This window comes from Candidatus Phytoplasma rubi, assembly GCF_026821955.1.
Classification (GTDB): domain Bacteria; phylum Bacillota_I; class Bacilli_A; order Acholeplasmatales; family Acholeplasmataceae; genus Phytoplasma; species Phytoplasma vitis.
Genome location: NZ_CP114006.1, coordinates 713,672 through 739,033, shown reverse-complemented (window position 1 = coordinate 739,033; position 25,362 = coordinate 713,672). Strand labels below are relative to the sequence as shown.

General features: G+C 21.7%; 21 protein-coding genes and 3 pseudogenes. 19 read left to right on the top strand and 5 right to left on the bottom strand.

All coding sequences use genetic code 11. The annotated features are described in order from the left end of the window. The first annotated feature begins 246 nt into the window (after window positions 1-246). The gene (locus RS022_RS03990) at window positions 247-960 is read left to right on the top strand and encodes a hypothetical protein (RefSeq protein ID WP_268849865.1); all 714 of its coding nucleotides are present in this window, start codon (window positions 247-249) and stop codon (window positions 958-960) included. A 138-nt stretch (window positions 961-1,098) separates the two neighbouring features. Further along, entirely contained in the window at window positions 1,099-1,737 is a 639-nt protein-coding gene (locus tag RS022_RS03985) for a superoxide dismutase (protein WP_268849864.1), read from the top strand. Window positions 1,738-1,818: 81 nt separating this feature from the next. Here the strand turns inward: RS022_RS03985 and RS022_RS03980 are convergent, their stop codons facing one another. Further along, window positions 1,819-2,037: a hypothetical protein gene (locus RS022_RS03980; RefSeq protein WP_268849863.1), complete on the bottom strand. Its 219-nt coding sequence runs from the start codon at window positions 2,035-2,037 to the stop codon at window positions 1,819-1,821. A 182-nt stretch (window positions 2,038-2,219) separates the two neighbouring features. Here RS022_RS03980 and RS022_RS03975 point away from each other — a divergent pair, with 182 nt between their 5' ends. From RS022_RS03975 to RS022_RS03895, 17 genes and pseudogenes are all read left to right on the top strand, one after another. After that, the gene (locus RS022_RS03975; RefSeq protein WP_268849862.1) at window positions 2,220-3,515 is read left to right on the top strand and encodes a DEAD/DEAH box helicase; all 1,296 of its coding nucleotides are present in this window, start codon (window positions 2,220-2,222) and stop codon (window positions 3,513-3,515) included. Then, window positions 3,508-4,383: a deoxyribonuclease IV gene (locus RS022_RS03970; protein WP_268849861.1), complete on the top strand. Its 876-nt coding sequence runs from the start codon at window positions 3,508-3,510 to the stop codon at window positions 4,381-4,383. The genes RS022_RS03975 and RS022_RS03970 overlap by 8 nt, the downstream gene beginning before the upstream one ends. A 293-nt stretch (window positions 4,384-4,676) precedes the next feature. After that, a complete protein-coding gene (locus RS022_RS03965; protein ID WP_268849860.1) occupies window positions 4,677-5,390 on the top strand; it encodes a hypothetical protein in 714 nt (237 codons plus the stop codon). A gap of 153 nt (window positions 5,391-5,543) precedes the next feature. Beyond that, window positions 5,544-6,185 (top strand): YqaJ viral recombinase family nuclease, encoded by a 642-nt coding sequence (locus RS022_RS03960; protein ID WP_268849859.1) that lies wholly within the window; start codon window positions 5,544-5,546, stop codon window positions 6,183-6,185. Window positions 6,186-6,260: 75 nt separating this feature from the next. Continuing rightward, window positions 6,261-6,713 carry a dTMP kinase gene (locus RS022_RS03955; RefSeq protein ID WP_268849858.1) on the top strand — a complete coding sequence of 151 codons (453 nt, stop codon included), beginning with the start codon at window positions 6,261-6,263 and terminating at the stop codon, window positions 6,711-6,713. A 337-nt stretch (window positions 6,714-7,050) separates the two neighbouring features. Then, window positions 7,051-7,656, top strand: a pseudogene (locus tag RS022_RS03950) (hypothetical protein). A 67-nt stretch (window positions 7,657-7,723) separates the two neighbouring features. Continuing rightward, window positions 7,724-9,178: pseudogene (locus tag RS022_RS03945) on the top strand (replicative DNA helicase). 12 nt (window positions 9,179-9,190) lie between these two features. After that, a pseudogene (locus RS022_RS03940) lies at window positions 9,191-10,522 on the top strand (toprim domain-containing protein). Window positions 10,523-11,689: 1,167 nt separating this feature from the next. Beyond that, entirely contained in the window at window positions 11,690-13,351 is a 1,662-nt protein-coding gene (locus RS022_RS03935; protein ID WP_268849857.1) for a DEAD/DEAH box helicase, read from the top strand. A gap of 112 nt (window positions 13,352-13,463) precedes the next feature. Further along, window positions 13,464-14,852 (top strand): TldD/PmbA family protein, encoded by a 1,389-nt coding sequence (locus tag RS022_RS03930; protein WP_268849856.1) that lies wholly within the window; start codon window positions 13,464-13,466, stop codon window positions 14,850-14,852. Continuing rightward, window positions 14,845-16,176 (top strand): TldD/PmbA family protein, encoded by a 1,332-nt coding sequence (locus RS022_RS03925; RefSeq protein ID WP_268849855.1) that lies wholly within the window; start codon window positions 14,845-14,847, stop codon window positions 16,174-16,176. Before RS022_RS03930 ends, RS022_RS03925 begins: the two co-directional genes overlap by 8 nt. 162 nt (window positions 16,177-16,338) lie before the next feature. Continuing rightward, the gene (dnaX, locus tag RS022_RS03920) at window positions 16,339-18,069 is read left to right on the top strand and encodes a DNA polymerase III subunit gamma/tau (protein WP_268849854.1); all 1,731 of its coding nucleotides are present in this window, start codon (window positions 16,339-16,341) and stop codon (window positions 18,067-18,069) included. Further along, window positions 18,062-18,373 carry a YbaB/EbfC family nucleoid-associated protein gene (locus tag RS022_RS03915; protein ID WP_268849853.1) on the top strand — a complete coding sequence of 104 codons (312 nt, stop codon included), beginning with the start codon at window positions 18,062-18,064 and terminating at the stop codon, window positions 18,371-18,373. The genes dnaX and RS022_RS03915 overlap by 8 nt, the downstream gene beginning before the upstream one ends. Before the next feature lie 48 nt (window positions 18,374-18,421). Next, window positions 18,422-18,961: a DNA-directed RNA polymerase subunit delta gene (gene rpoE / locus RS022_RS03910; RefSeq protein WP_268849852.1), complete on the top strand. Its 540-nt coding sequence runs from the start codon at window positions 18,422-18,424 to the stop codon at window positions 18,959-18,961. A 99-nt stretch (window positions 18,962-19,060) separates the two neighbouring features. Next, window positions 19,061-19,753 carry a CDP-alcohol phosphatidyltransferase family protein gene (locus RS022_RS03905; protein ID WP_268849851.1) on the top strand — a complete coding sequence of 231 codons (693 nt, stop codon included), beginning with the start codon at window positions 19,061-19,063 and terminating at the stop codon, window positions 19,751-19,753. A 91-nt stretch (window positions 19,754-19,844) separates the two neighbouring features. Next, window positions 19,845-20,669, top strand: a complete 825-nt coding sequence (locus RS022_RS03900; RefSeq protein ID WP_268849850.1) for a phosphatidylserine decarboxylase — start codon at window positions 19,845-19,847, stop codon at window positions 20,667-20,669. A 51-nt stretch (window positions 20,670-20,720) separates the two neighbouring features. After that, window positions 20,721-22,349, top strand: a complete 1,629-nt coding sequence (locus RS022_RS03895; RefSeq protein ID WP_268849849.1) for a CTP synthase — start codon at window positions 20,721-20,723, stop codon at window positions 22,347-22,349. A gap of 77 nt (window positions 22,350-22,426) precedes the next feature. Here RS022_RS03895 and RS022_RS03890 read toward each other — a convergent pair whose 3' ends face one another. The 4 genes from RS022_RS03890 to plsX all read right to left on the bottom strand — a co-directional run bounded on the left by RS022_RS03890 (window position 22,427) and on the right by plsX (window position 25,355). Then, window positions 22,427-22,885, bottom strand: coding sequence for a hypothetical protein (locus RS022_RS03890; RefSeq protein WP_268849848.1), 459 nt, complete (start codon window positions 22,883-22,885; stop codon window positions 22,427-22,429). Window positions 22,886-23,028: 143 nt separating this feature from the next. Further along, window positions 23,029-23,643, bottom strand: coding sequence for a DnaD domain protein (locus tag RS022_RS03885; protein ID WP_268849847.1), 615 nt, complete (start codon window positions 23,641-23,643; stop codon window positions 23,029-23,031). Beyond that, window positions 23,636-24,322, bottom strand: a complete 687-nt coding sequence (gene rnc / locus RS022_RS03880) for a ribonuclease III (protein WP_268849846.1) — start codon at window positions 24,320-24,322, stop codon at window positions 23,636-23,638. The genes RS022_RS03885 and rnc overlap by 8 nt, the downstream gene beginning before the upstream one ends. A gap of 13 nt (window positions 24,323-24,335) precedes the next feature. After that, the gene (plsX, locus tag RS022_RS03875; protein WP_268849845.1) at window positions 24,336-25,355 is read right to left on the bottom strand and encodes a phosphate acyltransferase PlsX; all 1,020 of its coding nucleotides are present in this window, start codon (window positions 25,353-25,355) and stop codon (window positions 24,336-24,338) included. Between the last annotated feature and the right edge of the window lie 7 nt (window positions 25,356-25,362).

Below are 25,362 nucleotides of genomic sequence, written 5' to 3'. Positions count from 1 at the left end.
AATAAAATATTTTAATTATTTTAAAAATGTAATTTTATTTTATGATTGTTTTCGTTAAAATTTTAGAAAAATATTTTTTTAAATTATAAAATAAAATAATTTTCTAAAATTTTAAATACTAAATTTATTATAAATGGTTAATAATATATATAGTTATAAATAAAAAAATATCTATTAAATATTTTTTCTTTATTTTTAAAAATAATTTTCGAAATAAATTTAAAATAATAAAAGAAGGTTTTAATATTGAAAATCAAAAATATTTTTTATTTTTTTATTATTCCCAGTTTTATTGTTATTTTTTTTATTTTTGTGAAACAAATAGAAAAAAAACAAACAATTAAAAAAGCAAAACAAGAAGCTGAAAAAGAACAAACAATTAAAAAAGAAGAACAAAACACAAAAGAAATTATTAATCATGAATATGAACAAAAAAATGTTTTTTTAACTCCCAAAGAATTATTATCCAAATTTGACAATTATTCCAAAGCTTTAGCTTATTTAGGATTGAATCAATTTATTATAGGTTTACAAAATAATATAGAAAAATATAGAAATATATGGATAGGTGATAAAGAAATATTTATAGAACAAATTTTAAATGGTACTTTAAAGACAGCATCCACTCCTTTAATATGCGGAATTATTGATTTTTTAGGAGAAAAATTGAATAAAAAAATAGAATTATATGTGAATGATAAATTAAATTTGGATTCTATAAATCAATCTGATTCAAACACGTCACCTTTAATATTAAAACTTAAAAATGATAAAAATCAAACTCATTTTTTTATAAATTATTCTGATGATACAGTAGGAGATGGATATTGTTTTTTTAATGCTATTATATTTTTATTAGATGAAGTAATAAATAATTGGAAAAATATAATTTTTTCAGATATTTCATCTACAAAAATTTTAACAGGTAAAGAAATTTTAGAAATTTCCCAAAAGTTCTAAATTTTTTTGACAATACAATTATTCTTTTATACATTATTTATTATATAATAAAGATGTTACGATTAAAAATTTGATTTAATTGTTTTTTAATAAAAGATAATTGAATTTATAATTGTGAAAGGAAATGGTCTTAAATTAATGACAGACAATTTATTTAAATTACCACAATTAAAATATACATATGATTCTCTAGAACCTTTTATAGATTCAAAAACAATGGAAATTCATTATATTAAACATCACAAAGCTTATGTTAATAATCTTAATGCAGCTTTACAAAAACACCAAATAAGTAATAAAGATTTAGAATTTTTATTAAAAAATTTATCTTCTTTGCCAGCAGATATTCAACAAACTGTTTTAAATAACGGAGGAGGACATTTTAATCATTCTTTTTTTTGGAATATTTTAAAATTAAATGAGATTTGTGATTATTATTTTAAAATAAATCATTTAATTAAAAAATATTTTGGTAATTTAGAAATTTTCAAAGATCGTTTTTCAGAAAGCGCAATAAATCTTTTTGGAAGCGGTTGGACATGGTTGATTTGCGATTTTCAAAATAATTTAAAAATAGTTAATACTCATAATCAAAATACAGTTTTAGATATAGGGCATCCTTTATTAGGTTTAGATTTATGGGAACATTCTTATTATTTAAATTATCAAAACCGTCGTTTAGATTATATAGAAGCTTTTTATCATGTTATCAATTGGAGTCAAGTAGAAAAATATTTACAAAAAGCTATCGAAAATAATTCATCTTCGAAAAAATAATTTTTTAATTTTAAAAAAATAAATAGATTTAAAAAAACGAGCTTTTTTTAAAAGCTCGTTTAATTATTTTGAATTTATTTTTTACATATTTTTATTATATATTTTTATTGCGATAAGTATAAATGGTGAGGTTAAAATTAAAATTAAAAATAAAAAGAAAATTTTTGATTTCCAAGATATATTTTGTTTCATAGACGGATGATTAATTTTTTCTTTTTTTGTTTTTTTATCTTTCAATGGATGATTAATTTTTTTTTTTTTTGTTTTTGTATCTTTTCGAGAATCTAATTTTTTTTTCACTAATAAACCTCTTTTTTTAAACAATTTTTTTATATCAATTTTTTATATTAATTCTTTAATTTTTTATATTAATTATTTAATAAAGAATTAAAAAAATATTTCAATTATATATTAATTATAATATAAAAAATATTTAAAAACTAATATTTTAAATTGTTGATTTTTATAATAAGGATATAAAAATGGAAAATTATATTAAACAAAAATTAAAACAATTAAAATTTGAAAAAGTAACACCTATTCAAAAAGAAGTATTTGAAAATTTTTCAAAACCTTTTAATTTGGTAGGAAGTGCTCCCACAGGTACAGGAAAAACTCATGCTTATTTATTGCCAATTCTAAGCCAAATTGATTGGGATAAAAATATTATTCAAGGGGTTATTATTGTTCCGACTAATGAATTAATTTTTCAAGTCTTTAAAATGATCAAAGAAATCGAACAAAGAACTTCTCAAGTAAAAATTTTTTACGGAGGCATGGATAAACAAAAAATTTTAAAAAGTTTAGAAAAAAAACAACCTCCTTTGATTATAACTACTTTAAATAAATTAATTGAATATATTACTGTTTTTAAAAAACTTAATATTTTTAAATCTTCTTTTTTAGTTATAGACGAAGCGGATACTTTATTTGAACAAAATTCATTAGCTTTATTAGATGTTTTATTAGCAAAATGGAAACCTAAAATTTTATTATTTTCTGCTTCAATTACCAAAAATATGAATCCTTTTATACAAAAATATTTCGGAAAATCATTATTTTTAGATGTTCATTCTCAACAAAAATTAAATTTAACATATTATCTTTTACAAAGTTTTCCTAATAAACGTTTGAACGATTTAATTCATTTCATGAAAAATTTAAATCCTTATTCGGCTTTAATTTTTGTTTCTAAAAAAGAAGAACAATCTAAAATATATGAATATTTAAAGGGTTATAATTTTAATATTTTAAATTTTTCTTCTGATTTAAGTGTAAAAAAAAGAAAATATTTAATGTCAGAAATTAAAAAAAATAAATATCAATATATTTTGACTAGTGATTTATGTGCTAGAGGTTTAGACTTAGATATTGAGTGGGTTATTCACTATAATTTACCTTCAAAAAATTTAGAATTTTTTCAACATCGTAGCGGAAGAACAGGACGAATGGGGAAAGAAGGTAAAGTAGTTCTTTTTTACGATGATAAAGAACAAGTTTCTTTAATAAAAATTCAAAAAAATTATAATATTGTTTTTAAAAAAATAGCTTTAACTGCGAATGGTTTTAGCGAAATAAAAATAACAAATTCTCAAAATATTAATAACAAGAAAAATCATATTAATAAGAAAAATAATATTAATAAGAAAAATAATATTAATAAGAAAAATAATATTAATAAGAGAACTTTTTCTTTTTCGAAAAAGAAAAAGTTTATTTCAAAAACAAATTCTGTAATTCATAAAAAGAAAGGTATTTTTTCAAGAAAAAATGATTAAAATAGGTAGTCATGTATCATTTAAAAAACCTTTTTTTTATTTAGATTCTTTTAAACAAGCTTTATCTTTTGGCGCTAATACTTTTATGATTTACACTGGAGCACCTCAAAATACTCAAAGAACAAATATATCTCAAACTTATATACAAGAAGCATTAAAAGAAATGAAAATAAAAAATTTTGAATTAAATGATTTAGTAGGGCACGCTCCTTATATTATTAATTTAGCTAATCCTTCTTTAGAAAAAAGAAATTTTACTATCTCTTTTTTAACAGAAGAATTAAAAAGATTTTCTCAATTACAAATTCCACAAATGGTTTTACATCCAGGAAATCATCTTGATCAAACTAAAAAAGAAGCAATTCTATTAATTGCTATAGGAATTAATCAAATTTTAAGAAATACAAATTCTTTAAAAATTAAAATAATTTTAGAAACTATGGCTGGAAAAGGAACAGAAATAGGTTCTTGTTTTCAGGAATTAAAAGAAATTATTGATTTAATCGATAACAAAGATAGAATAGGTGTTTGTTTTGATACTTGTCATGTTTTTGATGCAGGTTATGACATTAAAAATAATTTTCAGAAAGTAATAAAAGAATTTGATAACATTATCGGATTAAAATATTTAACTATTCTTCATATTAATGATTCTAAAAATGATTTAGGTAGTAGAAAAGATAGACATGAAAATATAGGTTATGGAAAAATAGGTTTTGATGCTCTTATCAAAATTATTTATTATGATTGTTTTTCACATTTGCCTAAAATATTAGAAACTCCTTTTATCAATAATATGCCTCCTTATCAAAAAGAAATTGAAATGATAAAACAAAATAAATTTAACTTTTGTTTAAAGGAAATTTAATATTTTTTATTTATAACCAAAAAATATTTATTACAAAAAGATTTTATTTAATATATCTCTATAAATTAAAAAAATATAAATTTTTTATTAAAATATTAAAAAATTATTATAAATATAGTCTAATTTTTTATAATATTTTTTTGATTAAGATTAAATTTGAATTCAAATTTAATCTTAATTATAATATTGAAGTTGTGTTTTAATTAATTTTTATTTAATTTAATAATAAATAATTTATTTTTTTATTATTAAAATGTTATTTATATTTTATAAAGATATGAGATAATTTTATTATGAAAAAAAATATAAAAAATATTCAATTAACAAAAATAATTTTATCTTCTCTTATAATTTCGACTTCATTAGTGTTATTTCAAATCAATTTAGTTTATTTAAGTAAAACTAATTTTAACAAGATGCCTATTGTGCGTTCTAATTATTGGAATTTTTGGCATCTTCCTTTAATTTTTTTATGTTTATTTTTTTCATTAAGAGATGTTTTGTTTTTTATTTTTGTATATATAGTAGCAGACATTATTTTATATTCTTTGCCTCAATATTTAATGAGTATACAATGGATTCCAGACAGAGGTCCAATGACAATTGCTTTTTTAGTTTTTTATGGTACCTTTATTCCTATTTTAGCTTATATTTTTATTGCTATTTTTATGGATCTTCGTAAAAATAATTATAAAAAAATAATAATTTGTTTTATTTTAATTGTTCTGTTACAAAGCATATCAAGAGTATTAAGTGGATATTTATATTGGTATGAAGGCATTAAAAAAGAAATATTAAAAACAGATTGTAAAATATTATTAAATTGTTTTAAGGATGCTTCTAAAATAATGCAATTTATGGTGATTTGGTTGTTAAATTTAATTCCTGTTTTGATATCTAATATTGTTAATTTTATTTTATTTTTTCTTATAAAAAAAAGAGTTATTAAAACTTATGATTTTTATTTTGAAAATTACTCTTTTAAACAAAATATTTCTAAAAGTTAATATTTAATTTTGGGTTTTTAGTTGGTGGGGTGGGGGTTGAACTGTTCCGTTTTTTTAGACAATTTTAATTTTTAAAATTGTCTAAAAAAACGGAACAGTTCATTTTTCATTTCTTTTATTATTTAAGAAAATATTTAAGAAAGAATAATTATTATGCGCATCAAAAACTTAAATCAACGCACTAAATTATGGTATCAACATCGAAAAAAATACATTAACGCTTCTGAAATTGCTTCTATTACGGGTTTAGATCCCTTTCGTTCCATGAAACAATTAGTTCATGATAAACTCTTTGGGACAACCTTTACCGTTAATCAATATACCCTCCATGGTCAAAAAATGGAACCAATCGCGCGTCAATTTTTCATGCAAAAAACTAATTTAACTTTCGAAGATGCCATTTTTGTAGATGATGATTGCCAACAATTTTCAGCTTCTTTAGACGGATACAATGAACAACATCAAGTTGTCTTAGAAATTAAATGTCCCTTTGTGAATGAAAACAAAGAAGTCTCATCCACTTGGACTAGTTTTTTAACCAATCCTCAAATAGAAAATATCCCTCAATACTACTGGGCCCAAGTTCAATGTCAACTTTATTGTTCGCAAGCGAATTTCGCTTATTTTTTAGTTTATTTTGATGACAAAAACTTTCATGTTGTTCGGATTTATAAAGATAAAACATTTATCATTAAAATGATTCAAGATAGTCAAAAATACTTAGCCTTTTTCACCAAAGCCGAAGAAGAATTAGAAAAAACCACTTATTTAAAACAATTAAGTAAAATCAAATAATTAATTAATACTTTTAGACCTTCAAATGAAGGTCTTTTTTTATGCCCAAATTAAAAATCAAAGGATAAAACAATCATGAAATTAATCGTTTTTGAATGGTTAGATGGTAGTGGGAAAACTTCTCTTATTCACACCCTTCAACCCCAATTAAAAATCCTGCATCAACTTTATCAAGGTTTAGGAAGTAGTTCTTTTGGAAGGGAAATTAGAAATTTATTTTTAAATTTTCAACAAGTAGATTATCTCACTTGTTTTTATTTAAGTTTCGTGAATATGTCTCAAATCCAAGCGGAATTAATTTCCCTCCAATTAAAAAATTACCAATTAATTATCTTAGACTGTTGGTTACCATCTACTTATGCTTATCAATTATTTCCTTTTTTCAAAGAAAAGAAACAACTTTTACCTTTAAAAAAAATCTTTAAAATAAATCATGAAACTATATTAAGAAAACCCAATTTATTAATTTATTTAGATATTGACCCTCTTATCGGAAAAACCAGAAAGAAAAAACAAAAAAATCATTAAAGAGATCTTATTGAAAGACAATCATTAACTTATTTTCAAACCGTTCGCCAAGGATACTATTATTATTTAACTCATTACGCTAGTGTGGCATTAATAAATTAATCTTAAACGGAAGTGACCCAATTCCATCCAATATCCAAAAAATTATGAAATATCTAGGAGAAAGATAATGGTTATTGTTATTAAGAAAAAATGTCAAAACAGTAATCGCTATTTTTATTACCATAATGGGAAAATTAAAACGATTAAATCTGATATGGGACCGTTATTGGAAAACGAAAAAAATTAAGAAGAAAAGACCTTCGAAAAAGGTCTTTTTTTTGAGAAAGGAAGTAAGATGTTAACTAACGAAGATTTTTACCACATTAAACAATTTAACATTAACACTCAATGTGTCGCTATTTTAAAAAGATTATTTGTTAAAACCAGTTTTTTACTGGCTTTTAATGAATATATTAATCATAACATCCATCTACTTAATCAATATTTAACTGATAACAACTATTATTCTCAAAGTCAAAAAGTGATCCTCGGTAAAATCAATGAATATCTCATTTTATTCTATTTTTAAAACCAAGACATCATTCATTTATATCCTCAAGCTTATTTATTCTTCATTTCAGACATTAAATTTGATTTAGTGTTATTTACGTAAACAAAAAGAATCATCGCCTTTAGTATTAAAACTTGTCTGCATGATCGTTATCATCAAGCGATTATTGAAGCCCAACAACTGAAAAAACTCGATACCCTTTTTGAGTTCTATTTATTAACTAACAACATCGTGGAAGCTCAAAGATTAAATAAGAAAATCAATCAAGGGAAAATCCCAGGAATTAACCAGGTGATTGATTGTTTTTCGCCTCAAGCGAACATCTTTTTAAAAACATTGCTTACTAACCAATTCCTCCCTTTTAGGGATATTAACATGATTAAAAAATAATAAAGAAGTTAAAATCATGAAACTTTTAACCAACGAATAAAAAGCTTTAAAACAAATCATTTCATATATGAACCAAAATAAAGTTAACCAATTAAGTTTTTATTTTCAACTGATTGATTTACAATATTTTTTAGATAAACAACATAAAAAAATATTTACAATCTTAAAATATTTATTTTTAGAAAAACAAACAACACATCCCTTTGATAAAATAAAATCTCAAACTGAGATAATCAAAGAATTATTCACCTATCTCCAAACCCATTTCCCCCAAGATAACTTTAATAAAAAATCATTATCTTTTTTAAGTGATGATTTTATTGAGGAAAATAACCTTGATTTCTTAGATAACTTAAAACATACTTATACCCAAGAAAAACTTTTTCAACAACTTTTAAAAATTATTAGTCATTCTTTTGAAAATAAAGATCCTTATCATAAACATTTTTATTATCAAGAAATCTTTGATAAATTAAGAAAATTTCTTTTTTTCATTTCCCACAAATCAGACCAAACCTTATTAACTTTAAACCAAATGTTCTCTGTCCATCCTGAATTTTTTGAAACCGATCAGCAATCCAAATAAAAAATCCAAGAAGAATATTACCGTTTATCAGAAACTTTCAAAGGATTAAATCATGCCACGAAAGGATTTAAAAAGGGTCAAATTATCACCATTGATGGGTAGGTAATACAGTAATTAGGCAAAACCAATTTTGTTTATAATCTGCTGTTAGATATCACCAAAACTAAGCATCAAGAAACTCACCATCATCCTCATCTCTTAGTTTTTTCTTACGAAATGACTTTAGAAGAAAATTTAAGTCGGTTATTAGCCTGCCAAACTCAAATTCCCTTAGATGTTATTTTAGATAAAAATTTAGAAGATTGAAACATCGCACCACTCAAATACACGGAAAGGATGAAAATAGCAAAACAATTTTTTGCCAACATAAATTTATCATTTAGTTATGATAAAAGCAAAAATATTGATTATGTAATTGATTTAGTTTATCGTTTTTCTTTGGAACAAAAAGCAGAAATTATCGTCATTGACCACCTTCAAATAACCAAAACCACAAACCACTTAGAAAATGACCGTCTAGCAATTGACGAAATTATGACTAAATTAAAACAATTAGCCATTGAATTAAACATCGTTATTATCATTTTATCTCAATTTTCAAGAGATACATACAACAATTACCAAGGTAAATCACCAGAAATAACAGCTTTAAAAGGAAGTGGTGGAATTGAAACTAACTCAGATATCGTCTTAATGATGTCTAAATTCCAACCCAAAATATCCAAAGACAAAGAAAAACCATTAAATATCTATAATCAAGATTTAAATCAATTATATTTAGAATCAAAAAATAACGAATCTCAAAAAATTATTGAATTATCTATTAAAAAGAATCGAAATGGCACCAAAAAAAACTTAATTTATCATTTTGAAATGACCACTCAAACCTTTCAAGAAATCGGTTATGTTTTACCTTATCCATTAGAAAGTTATTAAGGAGGAAACTCAATGAATTATCAAGAAAAAATAAAACACATCCTAAAACCATTTTCCGATGGTGGTTTTATTAAAAAAATTAAATATTTTACTGCTAAATTTCAACATCAAACAACGTTTCCCTTTTGGCCCCCTTCATCAAGGAAAGAATCCTACTTATTGTCATTTGACTTCAACTAATAAAATTCATTGTTGGAAATGTGTTCGCGATTATGATATTATTGATGTTTATATAGCTATCCGTCGAAATTAAATCCTTTCATGAAACAATTCAAAAAATAGAAGGATTTATGAATTCTTTCGAATTTAAAACCTTAAGTCAACAAGAAAAAGAAACAACGAAAACAACTACTAACCCTTTTCAACAGCCATATCAACCTATTAAATCAAAACAATCAATTGACGAAAAGGAAATTAATATCAAAAAGAAACAATTATTTAAAAAAATCTCACCCTTATTTAATCAAATTAGAGATTATTATTATTATTTATTGACTTCTAACCGAAATAACGAAAGTCAACCAGGATTAACTTATTTAACTCAAAAAAGAAAACTCGCTTTAGAAACCATTAAAGAATTTAAACTTGGTTTACACCCCCTTATCTGATAAACCTTTATCCTTTCGTCTCATAAATTACTGTCAAAAGAAAAATATTAATATCGATCAATTATTAGAATATGGTTTTATTAAAGAAAAAAATAATCAACAAGGAAAAAAATATTTTCATGATATTTTCCATGGTTCTATTATTATCCCCATTGAAAATGGTTATCATCAAACTTTTCATTTTTATCAAAATCATTTTCGCGAAGTTTTTTACTTTCTACCCAAATACCAAGCTTTAACTAATTTTAGTCAAACCCCAACCTTTCATTTTAGTTATTGTTTTTTTGAAGCTTTACCGTATATTAAAAAAACGAAAACCATCATCATTTATGAAGGTTTTTTTGATGTAATTAGTTGTTGGCAAAATAGTATTAAAAACGTGGTCGGTCTCATTTTTGTTACTCAATTACTTTCCCAATCTCAATTAGAAATTCTCTCAAAAGAAAAAATTAAGGTGATTATCGCCTTAGATAACGACGAAACAGGGCGAAAACGAAGCTAAGCCTTAGGAGAACAACTAACCTTAAAACAAATTCCTTATAAAATCAGAAGCATTTTACCCTCTTACGACCAAACTTGTAAAGATTTCGATGATTTATTACGGCAATACGGAAAAGAAGCTTATCAAAAATTTTTTTTAGACCCACATATCACTTATGAAGAGGCCAAAAAGAAAATCATAGTCGATTTAGCTGTTCATTTCTTTGGAGAAGATAAAGTCATCATCGAAGAATAAATTAGTTATTCATTTTACCTAAATTTAAACATTTAGTTTTTTTATTTTTTATCTAACAAACAACCTAAAAGGAGAAAAAAATGAAAAACAGAAGTGTTATAGATTTTTTAAAAGTTTAGAAATTTATTTACATAATCTAATAATTGATTGAAAACCAACGCCATAAAAACCAAACTCTTTTTGTAGGCCTTTAAACCTTAGAAAAATAAAAAAATATAGAATATAAATAATTAAAATCTATCTCCTTAAAGTGATAATAATATAATGCAGTTTTTTAAAAAAATGAAATATTTTTTTAAAAAACTGCGTTTAGTTATTCAAGTTATAATTAGTTTTTCAATTGAATAAACAGATTTTAAAATAATGTTTTTGAATTAAAAAATGAATTATTTATTTTAAACCTTATAAATATTTATTATTTTTTAAATTTTCTTTTGAAGTTAAATTTTAATTTAAGTAAAAAAATAAATCAAATTATTTTTTTGAATAAATAGTTTGATTTAAATATAATTTTTTAACTGATTCTATTTTAATAAGAGTAGTACATTTTAAAATTATTATAAAACTTAGTTTATGATAAACTAGGTTTTTTTATTTCATAAATGAAATAAAAAACTCAATATAAATATCTTTAATTTCTTATTAAATGAAAATATTTTAATTTTCTAGATAATAAAAAAATAAATAAATTCTAAATCAATATTTATCCATATATTTTAAATTATTATTGTGAATGTTGGAATTTATTTCCAAAATTTAATATTATATATTTTTGTTTTGCTAAAAAATAATGTATAATATAATGAAAGATATTTAATTAATTTAGAAATATAGAAATTGTAAATTTATTATTTTTTTGTTACCTGAAATTAATATTTTTAGATTATATCGATGTAGAGTTTGTTATTGGTTGATATAGAATAAATTTATTTTAAATTAAAACGAAATATATTATTTTTCCTAAAAAAATTTATTTATATTATTTTCAGAAATTCAATTTTAGATAATAAAATTTAATATTAATAAAATTTTATTTTTTTTTATTCTTTTTATTAATTAAAAGAATAGAAAATTTAAAAATAATTTTTTTATTACAAATTAATTACTAAATATTTTTAATGAAAATAAATATTTTTATTTTGAATAATTAGCAAGGGAAAAAATGAAATGAGTATTTTATTTAAAGATTTAAATTTATTAAAACCAATTGAAGATGCATTGACAGAGTTAAATTTTATAACTCCTACACCAATTCAAGCTTTAGTTATTCCAGAAATTATAGAAGGGCACGATATAATAGCTCAATCACAAACAGGAACGGGAAAAACTTTTTCTTTTGCTATTCCTATTATTGAAAAGATTGACGCTAAATTAAAAAAAGTTCAATCTTTGATATTATGTCCTACTAGAGAATTAGTGTTACAAGTTTTTTTAGAAATTCAAAAATTACTAAAATTTTATTCTGAAATTAAAGCGATCGTTGTTTATGGCGGAGAGAATTATATAAAACAATTTCAAGATTTAGAAAAAAAACCACAAATTATTATTGCTACTCCTGGAAGAATAATAGATCTATTAGAAAGAAAAAAAGTAGAATTATCATCAGTAAAAATATTAACTTTAGATGAAGCTGATGAAATGTTAAAAATGGGTTTTCAACAAGCTGTTGAAACTATTTTATCTAAAATTCCAACAGAAAAACAAACTATTTTATTTTCAGCTACAATGCCTAATGCTATTCGTGAAATAGCTTTTAAATATCAAAAAAATCCTAAAATTTTAAAAGCTAAACAAGATCAAATTGTTGTTAATTCAATTGAACAATTTTATTTTGTTGTAAAAGAATTTGATAAAAATAAACTTTTAGTAAGACTTTTAGATCAAAAAAATCCTGATTCAGTAATTATTTTTGCTAATACTAAAAGAGATGTAGATGCAATTTTAAATTATTTACAAGATAAAGATTTTTTAGTAGATGCTATTCATGGTGATTTAAAACAAAATCAAAGACAATATGTTATGAATAACTTTAGAAAAAAAAATATTAAAATTTTAGTTGCTACCGATGTTGCTGCTAGAGGTATAGACATTTCTGATATTAAAATGGTTATTAATTATGATTTACCTCATGAAGAAGAAGTTTATGTTCACAGAATTGGTAGAACAGGTAGAGCTGGGAAAACAGGTTTAGCATATACTTTTGTTGGTTTAAGAAAAGTTTTCCAATTTAAAAAACTAATGAATTATTTAAAAGAAAAAATGACTTATTTAAATATTCCAACAGTAGAAGAAATCCAACAAGAACAAAATAATTTTTTTGAAGAACAAATTTTGCATTTAATAAAAGAAAATTCAAAAACAGAAACAAAAGAAAATCCTTTCGTTGATACTTTGTTAAAAGACAAAGAACCTAAAGAAATTATTTCGGCTCTTTTACAACATTTAGCCCCAAAAGATAAAAATTACGAATATATATCAGAACCCAAAATTTATAAAGGAAATGATTTGAAAAATTCTTATTCTAAATCAAATAGTTTTTCGAATGGTTTTAATAAAACAAATGGTAATTATAACAACAGTTACAATAAATTTAATAAAAAATCAATAACAGAGTTAATTATTAATTTAGGAAAAAATGATGGTATAAATCCTTCATTGCTTTTAAAATTATTAAAAGATAAATTTAATATTTATGGTAAAAATATTGGAAATATTAAACATTTCCATAATAAGACTGTTTTTGAAATTCCTGTGAATTTAGCTCAACAAGTTCAATCTCAAAATAATGTTTCTTATAATAATAAAGTTTTACAAATTAAAATGAAATAAAAAATACTATTTATTTAAAATAATTAAATTCATTTTTAAGATTAAATAAAATGAAAATATTATTTATTTATAAAAATAAATAAAATTATAAAAATTAAAGGAAATTATTTTTATGTTATCAAAAAGTGAAATTCAAGATATTTTACAAATAGGATTGAATAAAGGTTTTGATTTTATTGAATTGTTTTTTGAAGATAATATTTCTAATTACTTAACAATTATAGATAAAGAAGTAGAGAAGTATAGTACAAATTATATTTTCGGATTAGGAATACGTTTATTAAAAGAAACGGATGAAATATATATTTATACTAATAAAATAGAATATAAATATATAGTTTCTTTAATAGAAGAACAAAAAAATGTTAATAATGATGGAAAAATTAAAAAAATAATTCCGCTCGGAGAATCTAAAAAAATAAACAATAATATAAAAATTAATTTTAATAGTTGGACTATTTCTGATAAAATTAACAAAGTGATGAAATTATCTAGAATTATGAAAGAATATGATTCTAAAATTATTCAAAGTATAGTTAATTTTGAAGAAAAAGAACAAAAAATTTTAGTTGTTAATTCTAAAGGTATTTATCAAGAAGATTATCGACCTTATATTATGTGTTCTATGACAGCTGTTGCTAAAGATAACAAAAATATGGAAGAATTCAATGAACACCGAGGTCGTTCTATGGGTTTAGAAATTTTTGATTTTATAGATTTAGAAGATATAGCTAACAAAACAGCTAAAAAAGCAATTATGTTATTAACGGCCGAAACAATTAAACCTCAAACTATGACTTTAGTTATTAAGAGCGGTTCAGGAGGAGTTATTTTTCATGAAGCTTGTGGTCACTCTTTAGAAGCGACTGCTATTGCTAGAGGATTATCTCCTTTCTGTGATAAAATAAATAAAAAAATAGCTTCAGATGTTGTAACTGCTTATGATGATGGTACTATTCAAAATTCTTGGGGAAAATTAAATTTTGATGACGAAGGAACTCCAACACAAAAAAATCTTTTAATTGAAAATGGGATATTAAGAAATTATTTAATAGATTATCGTAATAGCTTAAAAATGAAAATGAAAGTTACTGGTTCATCCAGAAGACAATCTTATAAATATTCGCCCACTTCTAGAATGAATTCTACTTACATTGCTGCTGGAAAAGATACTCCAGAACAAATTATTAAAGATACTAAAAATGGTTTATATGCCGAAAGTTTTGGCGGAGGAACAGTTATGCCTACTACAGGAGAATTTAATTTCATGGTTAAATCTGGATATTTAATCGAAGAAGGAAAATTAACTAAGTTTGTTAAAGGAATGATATTAATAGGAAAAGGGCAAAATGTTTTATTAAAAATTGATCGTGTCGCTAATGATTTAGATTTAGATCAAGGATATTGTGGTTCTGTTTCTGGATATGTACCTGTAGATTTAGGTCAACCAACTATTAGAGTTCAAGATATGATTGTTGGAGGAAGTCAAAAAAATGATTAAAAATGATAATATAAATTATAAAAAATGGTTTAAAACAGCTTTATCTCAAAATTTTGAAGCTTTAGAAATTTTAACTGATAGAAGCAAAAGTATAACTGTTAATTTAGAAGATGGTAAAATTCACGAACATGTTCAAAATGATGTTTTAGGAACAACCATTAAAGGTTTGTTTCAAAATAAAAAGTCTTTTATGTATTTAGAAAAAATAGATGAAACTGAAATGGAAGATATTTTAGGAAATCTTAGAAATCAAATTTCAGTTTTAAATATTAAAGAAAAAGATATTATTTTTGAAGGTTCTCCTTCTTATCCTATGGTAAATAATTCTAATTTTGATTTTTCAAAAATTGATATTCAAAAAAAATATTATTTATTATTTCAATTAGAAAAAGAATTATTAAAAAGTGTTTTATTAAAAAAAATTGATACTATTTCTTATAAAGAAACTTATTTAGAAAAAAGAATAGTTAATTCTAAAGGGTTAAATTTAGAAGACAAATTAAGTTTTTTAACTATTTCTGTTTCTTGTGTTTTTCAAAAAGATAAAGATATAGAAGAAATTTATGAATATTTTGTAGTTAAAGAATTTGAAAAATTCGATATTAAAAAATACGCTAAAAAAATAATATCCTTAGGAGAATCAAAATTAACATCTCGATCTTTAAAATCTAAAACTTATCCAGTTGTTTTTTCAAATAAAATCTTTGCTAATTTTTTAAAAAATTTTAGTTGTATTTTTAACGGTATGAACGCTTATCGTAATTTAACTAAATTAAAAGATAAACAAGGTACAAACATAGCTTCTTCAAAAGTTACTTTAATTGACGATCCTTTATGCAAAGAAGCACTTTTTCAATATAAATTTGATGATGAAGGGGTTTCTTGTTATACTAAAAAAATTATTGATAAAGGTATTTTTAAACAATTTATCCATAATTTAAAAACATCACTTATTTTTGATGTTCCGCCTACTGGTAACAGTTTTGATAATTCTATTTCCATGACTAATATGTATTTAGAAAAAGGGGAACAAAATTTCGAAGAAATGATTGTTTCTATTAACGAAGGTGTTTATATAGATTATATAATTGGTTTTCATGCAGGAATTAATTATATAAGTGGTGATTTTAGTCTCCAAGCGGCTGGTTTTAAAATAGAAAAGGGTAAAATTACTAAACCTGTTAAAATGATTATTGTTTCTGGTAATTTTTTTGATATTTTATTAAATTTAAAAGGGATATCTAATGATTTAGTATTTCAATTTTCAGGGTTTGGAAGTCCTAGTGTTTATGCTGGAGATTTAACAATTGCTGGTGAAAATTAATTAATCAAGTTTTTTATAAATTTTAATTTTTTTAATTATTGATATAAATTATGTCATAGTTTAATATGTAGTTTTTTAAAAAAACATTTTATAAATTGAAATTAAAAATGTTTAAAAGATTTTTTAAAATTATTATAAAAGGATTTTTTTCTAAAAAAAGATATGAATTATCAAGCCTTATATCTAAAACATAGACCTAAAAATTTTAAAAATATAGTCGGATTAAATATAATTATACAAATTTTAAAAAATTCTATTAAATATCAAAAAATTCATCATTGTTATTTATTTAGTGGCAATAAGGGGATCGGCAAAACTACTTTAGCTAAAGTTTTTGCCAAAGTTATTAATTGTTCTTTTTTTCTCGAAAAAGAAGATTGTTGCGAAGATAATAATAAAGATTGTTGTGAATATTGCGCCGTTATTGATAAACAAGCTACTTTAGATGTTGTCGAAATTGACGGCGCTTCTTATAGTGGCGTAGATGATATTAGAGAATTAAAAAATAAAATACATTATAAATCTAATTTATTAAAATATAAAGTTTATATTATTGATGAAGTTCATGTATTATCTTATAATGCTTTTAACGCTTTATTAAAAATATTAGAAGAACCATTTTCTAATACAGTTTTTATTTTAATCACTAGTGAATTTAATAAAATTCCTAAAAATATTTTATCTCGTACTCAACATTTTCGTTTAAATAATATTTCTTACGAAGATATTCAAAATAGATTAAAATTAATAGTTTCTATAGAAAATATAAATATATCAGAAGAAGCTTTACAAAAAATCTCTTTTTATTCTAATGGTAGTTTAAGAGATGCTATTAATTTATTAGATCAAGTTAGTTCTTATAAAAATGATATTATTGAAGAAAAAGATATTATAGAAATATTGGGTATCATTTCTGAAAAAAATTTAGCACAATTATTTCATTTTTTATTTCAAAATGATGTCAAAATTCTTATTTCTTTTTTAAAGGAAATTTTAGACTCTAATATAAATTATGTTCTTTTTTTAAATGATTTTATTAATTTCGTTTCAAAAAAAATAATTAATTGTTATGAAAATTACGAAGAAAATTTTAATTTTTTAAAAAAATTAAATTTTCAAACAAAAGAAAAATTTTTTAGAAAATTATTAGAATTACAAAATAATTTAAAAATATCCGAACATAAAAAATATTTATTAATTATTTTTTTCATTCAAATTCATGATTTATTAATAGCACAAATAAATGTTCCTAAAATAGAAAATTTTAATAAAATTAATAATAATTTATCAATAAAACCAAAAGATGAAAATTTGAAAAAAGAATTATTTTCTAAAAATAATTACAATTATGATAATAAAGACAAAAACGAAACAAAATTTAAACAAGATTTTTTAAACGATATTATTAATATTTTAATTGGTTCTAATAATTTAGAAATAAATTTAATTTGTAAAGGATGGAAAAAATTAGAAAATTATCCTATTCCGAAATTAGCTGGTATTGCGAGATTATTATATCAATCAAAAGCATTATTAATAAATTTTAATAAAGATTTACTTTTATCATGTGAAAATGAAGAAGATTATAAGATATTATTAAAAAATGATACTAGAGAAAAAATTAAACAAATTTTAAATGCTAAAAAAGAATTAATTAATGAATATTTTGTTATTTTAAATAAAGATTGGGAAGAAATAATAAAACCTGTTTATTCAAAATTTTTAGAAACTAAAAATAAGGAAGATTTAAACTTAAATTTTTTTGAAACTAATTTTTATGAAAAAAATTCAGTATTAAAATTAAATGAAGAATTTTTGATAGACGAAAGATTTTTGATAAAAAAAGCTGAAACATTATTTACTAGTGAAAAAGTAAAAATTATTTATGAATAGGAATTTTAATATGAAAATTTTTGATAAATTAAAAAAAATTCAGGAAAACATAGATAAAGAACAAAAAAAATTAGAATTAAGAGAATTTACTTCACAAGTAGGTGATATTGTTATTGTTATGCAAGGAACAAAACAAGTAATTGATGTTTTTATTAAAAATTTAGATTTAATGAATAATTTAGATTTAATTCAAGAAAGTATTTTATTATCTTTTAATGATGTTTTAAAGCAAGTAGAAAAAGCTTCTAAAGATTTACTTATTAAAGCGGCAAAATATTATGATTTGAAAGATTATGATTTTTAATTTTTATAAAATAAATAAAAGAATAGTTTTTAAATGAGGTTATTAATTTTGGAAAAAAATAATAAAAATATTGATTCATCAAGTGCTATGATTGATATTTCTTATCAAATATTATCTCAAAACAAAAAACCTATGAATATCCAACAACTAATAGAAGAAGTTTTTAAAATTAAAAAATTAGATATAAATAATAAAGAAATTTGTATTCAATTATATTTAGATATTGTTTTGAGCGGTTGTTTTGTTTTTTGCGGAGATGATTTGTGGAATATTAAAAAAAATAATTTGAATTTTTGGGATAAAGATTTTTTTATTAACCCAAATGAACAAAAAATAGAAATTAAAAAAGATTTAGAAAAAGAAATTTTAGATTTTAATGAATTTGATTTAAAACCAAAATCCAATGAAGAAAATGATGAATACGAAGAAGAAAAATTAAATGATATACCTTTAGATAATTTAGATATAAATGATGAAAAAGAAGAATTAGAAATTAATGAAGAAGAAATTGATGATATTGAAAAAGATAAAAACAATGAAGAAGACGATGAATATATAAATGATTATGAAGAATATTTTTATAAATAATAATTGAAAAAATTATAATTTTTTCAATTATTATTTTTTATTTACTTGATTCAAAACAAATTATATTTAATTTTAAAAAATAATAATGGAGAATTTATTATGTTTTTAGGTTTTTATAATTATACTGTTTATTTAACTTATTTAAATACCTCAATTGGTTTATTAGGAATGTTTTTTCTTGTTAATGGAGAATTCAATACTAATTCTATAAAATTCGCTTCTATTTGTATATTATTATCTGGTATTTTTGATATGTTTGATGGAAAAGTAAGTAATTTTAAAAAAAAACGTTCTATACAAGAAAAAAAATATGGTATTCAAATAGATTCTTTAGCAGATATTATTAGTTTTGGTATTTTACCTATTTTTATAGGATATGGATTGTTCCATAATACAGAATTACCAAATAATCCTTTCTTATACTTATTTATTTTTATAAGTATTTGTTACATTTTAACGGTTTTAATTAGATTAGCTTATTTCAATGTTCTTGCTGAAGAAAATTATGATGATAAAAAATCAAAAGAAAATTTAAATGTTTTTTTAGGTGTTCCAGTGACTTTATCTTCTATTATATTTCCTTGTTTAATTTTATTTCAAAATATAATGATGAAAAAAGGAACTGATGTTAATAATATTAAAAATATATTTTTCACAATATATTTATTTATTATGTGTTTATTGTCTTTTTTATTTATTTTTGCAAAAATTAAATTTCCTAAAATTAAAAATATTATTTTTTTAATATTTTCATGTTTATTATCTTTTTTAATAATTTATTATCTTTTGTAATAATTTATTATCTTTTGTAATAATATTAAATTTAATGTTATTTAAACGAACATAAGAAAGAGGATTAGTTTTTTATAAAGAAAACATAATTATGAAACCACATTTTTTATATTCTAACTTACATAAAAGTTTTTGGAAAAGACTATTTTTGAGAATTTGTGTTTCTAAAATAATTACTTTTTTAATGGGGGTTTATTTAAGATCTTTTTTTTCAAAAATACATATTGGAAAAGTAGTTAAAAGAAATAATATAGATTTAAATTTATTTCGAAAAACAAAATTTTCTTCTTATAATGATTTTTTTATACGTCAATATAAAAATATAACTTTTTGTAAAGAAAATTTTATTTTTATAAGCCCTTGCGAAGGAAAAATTACTATTCTGCCGATTAATAAAGATAGTATTTATTCTATTAAAAAAGTTAATTATCATTTAAGTGATCTTTTAAAAAATAATACTTTACCATCTTTATTTATGGATGGTTATTTTGTAATTTTAAGATTGAGACCTATCGATTATCATCGTTATATTTTCATTGATGAAGGTATTCAAAAAAAAGAAAATTTTAAAAAAATTAAAGGTAAATTTCATACTGTTAATCCTATTGCTTTTAAATATTTTAATGTTTTTTGTGAAAATACCCGAGAATATAATATTTTAGAAACAAAAAATTTTGGTAAAATAATTCAAATTGAAATTGGAGCTTTATTAGTAGGAAAAATTAATAATCATTCTATTACTAATTTTAATAAGGGGCAAGAAAAGGGTTTTTTTTCTTTTGGAGGATCCACTATTGTTTTATTAGTTCAAAAAAACAAAGTAATTTTTGATCCGATTATTATGGAAAATAGTCGTAATAAAATAGAAACAAAAATCAATTTAGGAGAAAAAATAGGTTTTAAAATAAATGTTTAATTAATGTTTTTTAAATTTTTATTTTAAAATTTTTTAAGAAAGAAATTAAAAATGAATAATAAAAAAAAAGAGCAAAAATTTATTTTTATTACTGGAGGAGTAGTTTCTGGTTTAGGAAAAGGTATTATTGGTGCTGCTATAGGTCAAATTTTAAAAAAACGTGGATTAAAAGTTTTTATGAAAAAAATTGATCCTTATATCAATATTGATTCTGGTACTATGAATCCTATTCAACACGGAGAAGTTTTTGTGACTAATGATGGAACCGAAACAGATTTAGATTTGGGCCATTATGAAAGATTTTTAGATGAAAATTTATCAAGAGAATCTAATGTGACTACAGGACAAGTTTATCAACATGTAATCAATAAAGAAAGACAAGGGGAATATTTAGGACAAACTATTCAAGTTATTCCTCATATTACTAATGAAATCAAAAAAAGGATTTTAGAAATAAAAAGTAATAATAATGATTATGATATTATTATTGTCGAAATTGGCGGTACAGTAGGTGATATCGAATCATTACCTTTTTTAGAGTCTATTAGACAAGTTTGTTATGACTTAGGATTTCATAATACTCTTTATATTCATAACACTTTAATTCCTTATTTAAAAACTTCTAAAGAAACAAAAACTAAGCCTACTCAACATAGTATTAAAGAATTAAGATCTTTAGGTATTAAACCTCAAATTTTGATTTTGAGAAGTGAACAAACTATTTCTTCTGAAATAAAGAAAAAAATTTCTATTTTATGTGATGTAAGAGAAAATGCTATTTTCGAAAATATTGATGTAGATATTTTATATAAAATTATTATTAATTTAAATGAACAAAAAATAGATGATTTTATTTTAGATCATTTTCAAATAAAAAACTTAAAAAAATTAGATATATCTTCGTGGAAAAATTTAATTTATAAAATTGAAAATTTAAAAAATAAAATTACTATTGGTTTAGTAGGTAAGTATATTTCGGTACATGATTCTTATTTATCTATAATAGAGGCTTTAAAACACGCTTCTTATTATAATAATACTAATATTAAAATTAAGTGGATTGATGCAGAAAATGTTAATGATAATAATATAGTTTCTTTATTAGGCGATTGTCATGGTATTTTAATTCCAGGCGGTTTTGGTGCAAGAGCTTATCAAGGAAAAATACAAGCTATTCATTATGCTCGTATAAATAATATTCCTATTTTTGGTATTTGTTTAGGAATGCAATTAATGGTTATTGAATATGCTAGAAATGTTTTGAAATTAGACAAAGCTAATTCTACAGAAATTGATATTAATACACCACTTCCTTTAATAACTCAAAAAATAAAAGATCCTTTATTAGGAGGAACTTTAAGATTAGGATTATACTCTTGTTGTTTAAAGAAAAATACTAAGAGTTATCAAATTTTTCAAAAAGAAATCATTTATGAAAGACATAGACATCGTTATGAGATGAATATGGAATATATTTCACTTTTTGATAAAGATGATAATTTTATTATTTCAGGAATTAATAAAGAAGAACAATTACCTGAAGTTATAGAATTAAAAAAACATATTTGGTTTATAGGAGTTCAATTTCATTCTGAATTTTTATCAAGACCTTTTAAACCACATCCTTTATTTAAAGACTTTATAAGAGCATCTTTAAAATTTTATTTAAATATAAAATAAAAAAAACATTCAAAATATTAAATTTTGAATGTTTTTTTTATTTTTAAATAATATTAATTAATATTTTATTGTTTAAATTATTCTTTAATGTCTTCTTTGAAACTATTTATGAATGTATCAACGTTTGTTTTGAATTTTGTAGCTTCATCTTTAAATGCTGCTTTTGTTTCTTTGCCTTTTAATTTGCCAGCTTCTGTTTTTAAATTGTCTATTTTTTCTGTTTTAATTTGTTTGTTGTCAGCTCTTTTTTTATTAACCTTTATCACTTGTGTTTTCAAATCGTCAATTTTTTTTTCTACTTCTGTTGCTATTTTGTCATTTTCTAATTTAACATCTGTTTCTTTGTCTGTTACTAATTTTTCTACATCTGTTTTAAATGTTGTTAAATCTTTATTAGTAATTGATGGACTAAATGGCCAAATTGATACAAAATAAGCAATTATTAAATATAATACTAAAACACCAACAACTGAACCAACTGAACCAAAAACTATTTTGCCTTTTTTAGTTTTTAAAAAACTTTCTTTTTGTTGCATTTTCTTCTTTCCTCTCATTAAAATTATAATTTATACGGTATTTAATATACAGTATTTAAAATGTAAATACATTTTATTAAATCTTTTCTTAGATTCAACTATCAATATTATAACATATTTTATTATATTTGTTATATTTTAAATTATTTAATTTTATTAAAAATTTTATGAAGAATTTTATCTGTTTTATCGTTATTTTCTATTTTTAAATTATTTTCTTGGCCTAAAATTCTCTCTATATAATAAATTGATTTTTTTTGATTTGTGTAAGCTATATTTATAGATCTTTTTATATCTTTGTCAGAATATTTTTTTTCCAAATACCAATTTTTAATAATTTCGAGTTCATATGAAGCTAAATTTTCGCCTTTTAATTTTTCTATTTGTTCTATAGTTTCGCTTATATATTTATTTTGTTTTTTAATTTGAACATTTTTATTTTTTTCTAAATAAATTTGTTCTAATTTTAAAAAAGTATTATCTAAATTAAAAACTTCTATTAATTTATCATTTTTTTTCTCTTGTGATAAGAAAAAAAAATCTTTTTGAATTAATTCTTCTAAAATATTTTCTACTTCATTTTTAGACAAATTCATTTTTTTGGCTAAAAATACAGAAGAAAAATGTTTATGTTCATAACAATCAAATAAATAAATTAAAATCATCATTTCTTGAAATGTTAAATTCATTTTATGATATTCGTGAATTAAAATTTTTTCAATATTTAAATAACCTTCTTCATAAAGAATTTTAAACATTTGGTATATTCCTTTCTTTTTCTATTTTAAGTAAAGCTTCTTGCGCTGCTTTTTGTTCAGAAGCTTTTTTAGTTTTTCCTAAGCCTCTTCCTAAAAAAATATTTTCCAAATATACTTCAGTTATAAATTCTTTTTCATGGGCTAAACCTTTTTCAGCAATAATTTTATAATGGATATTTTGTTTATTAGTTTGAATTAATTCTTGTAATTTAGTTTTAAAATCTATAATATTGATAATTTTTTTTAAATAAGGCAGCACAATATATTGAAAAGTTTTTTCTGCTTGATCATATCCTAAATCTAAATAAATAGCTCCAAATAAAGCTTCGAAAGTGTCTGCTATGATAGAATAATTATTATCATATCTTTTCTTTTCTCCTTTACCTAACAAAATATAATTCTTTAATTCTATTTCTTTAGCATAAATTAATAAAGAATCGATACAAACAGCTTGCGCTCTTTTTTTAGTCATAATACCTTCATTATCTTTATTTTTTTTATATAAATAACTAGCCATTAAAAAATTAATAACAGAATCTCCTAAAAATTCTAATCTTTCGTTATTATTTTTTCTAAAATGATGTTCGTTAGCATAAGAACTATGAGTTAAAGCCTTAATATATATCTTAATATTTTTAGGTTTAATATTTAATCTTCTAAATAATTTTTTTAAATGCATAATTACTCTTTTTTTATATTAATTTTTTTGTAATTTTAGTTAAAAAATTTTTTTCAATTAAAATTTTAGCTTGAAAAATTGCTTTGCAAAAAGCATATTCATTAGAATCGCCATGTGCTTTAATCACAATTTTATTTAAACCTAACAAGATCGCTCCACCTATTTCTTTAGAATCTATTTTTTGTTTTATTTTTTTTAATTTTTTAGAAAATAAAATTTTGCTCATAATTTTTTTGAACCAATTTTCAGTCATAACTTCTTTAATTGATTGAAATAAATTTTTAAAAGCTCCTTCATAACTTTTTAAAACCATATTAGATGTAAAAGCATCGCTTAATAAAATATCTGCTTCAGTATTGAAAACATTTTTAGACTCTTCATTTCCTTTAAAAATTATTTGATCATCTTTTTCTAATAAATCATAAAGCTTTCTTTCAAAATCTCTTCCTTTATTTTTTTCAATCCCTATATTTAATAATTTTACTATAGGTTGGTCAATTTTTAAAAATTCTTTAGCTACTAATGAAGCATAAACAGTCAATTTTAATAAATTTTCTGGTTCTATTTCAATATTTGCTCCTGCATCTATTAAAATTTTTGTTTTATTATCAAAAGTTTTAAAAAAAGGAGCTAAAGCTATTCTGGAAACTGACTTCATAGTTCTAATTATTAAAAAACTTGATAAAACTAAAGCTTGAGTAGGTCCTGCCGAAACAACTCCATCTACTTTTTTTTCTTTAGCTGCTTTTAAAGCTAAAAACATAGAATGGTTAGGACAATCTCTAAATTCTTCTCTTATATTTGTTATATCCATTTTAAGAAAAAAAGGAGTATGAATAATATTTATTCGATCTTTGACTGTTTTATAAACTGAAGAAGAAATTTTATTTTCTATTATGTAATTTATTTTTTCTTGATCACCATACAAACAAATATATAAATTTTTTTCTTGAGATAAAGCCATTACAATTCCTTTGATCACTTTCTCAGGGGCTAAATCTCCACCCATAGCATCTATTGCTAATTTAATCATTTTTATT

Excerpts from the sequence above, each read along its gene's own strand:
- rnc (WP_268849846.1), bottom strand. The coding sequence starts at position 24,322 with ATGCATTTAAAAAAATTATTTAGAAGATTAAATATTAAACCTAAAAAT.
- RS022_RS03965 (WP_268849860.1), top strand. The coding sequence starts at position 4,677 with ATGAAAAAAAATATAAAAAATATTCAATTAACAAAAATAATTTTATCT.
- RS022_RS03960 (WP_268849859.1), top strand. The coding sequence starts at position 5,544 with ATGCGCATCAAAAACTTAAATCAACGCACTAAATTATGGTATCAACAT.
- RS022_RS03925 (WP_268849855.1), top strand. The coding sequence starts at position 14,845 with ATGATTAAAAATGATAATATAAATTATAAAAAATGGTTTAAAACAGCT.
- RS022_RS03970 (WP_268849861.1), top strand. The coding sequence starts at position 3,508 with ATGATTAAAATAGGTAGTCATGTATCATTTAAAAAACCTTTTTTTTAT.
- RS022_RS03935 (WP_268849857.1), top strand. The coding sequence starts at position 11,690 with ATGAGTATTTTATTTAAAGATTTAAATTTATTAAAACCAATTGAAGAT.
- RS022_RS03905 (WP_268849851.1), top strand. The coding sequence starts at position 19,061 with ATGTTTTTAGGTTTTTATAATTATACTGTTTATTTAACTTATTTAAAT.
- RS022_RS03885 (WP_268849847.1), bottom strand. The coding sequence starts at position 23,643 with ATGTTTAAAATTCTTTATGAAGAAGGTTATTTAAATATTGAAAAAATT.
- RS022_RS03985 (WP_268849864.1), top strand. The coding sequence starts at position 1,099 with ATGACAGACAATTTATTTAAATTACCACAATTAAAATATACATATGAT.
- RS022_RS03900 (WP_268849850.1), top strand. The coding sequence starts at position 19,845 with ATGAAACCACATTTTTTATATTCTAACTTACATAAAAGTTTTTGGAAA.
- RS022_RS03890 (WP_268849848.1), bottom strand. The coding sequence starts at position 22,885 with ATGCAACAAAAAGAAAGTTTTTTAAAAACTAAAAAAGGCAAAATAGTT.
- RS022_RS03975 (WP_268849862.1), top strand. The coding sequence starts at position 2,220 with ATGGAAAATTATATTAAACAAAAATTAAAACAATTAAAATTTGAAAAA.
- RS022_RS03895 (WP_268849849.1), top strand. The coding sequence starts at position 20,721 with ATGAATAATAAAAAAAAAGAGCAAAAATTTATTTTTATTACTGGAGGA.
- RS022_RS03955 (WP_268849858.1), top strand. The coding sequence starts at position 6,261 with ATGAAATTAATCGTTTTTGAATGGTTAGATGGTAGTGGGAAAACTTCT.
- RS022_RS03915 (WP_268849853.1), top strand. The coding sequence starts at position 18,062 with ATGAATAGGAATTTTAATATGAAAATTTTTGATAAATTAAAAAAAATT.
- plsX (WP_268849845.1), bottom strand. The coding sequence starts at position 25,355 with ATGATTAAATTAGCAATAGATGCTATGGGTGGAGATTTAGCCCCTGAG.
- dnaX (WP_268849854.1), top strand. The coding sequence starts at position 16,339 with ATGAATTATCAAGCCTTATATCTAAAACATAGACCTAAAAATTTTAAA.
- RS022_RS03930 (WP_268849856.1), top strand. The coding sequence starts at position 13,464 with ATGTTATCAAAAAGTGAAATTCAAGATATTTTACAAATAGGATTGAAT.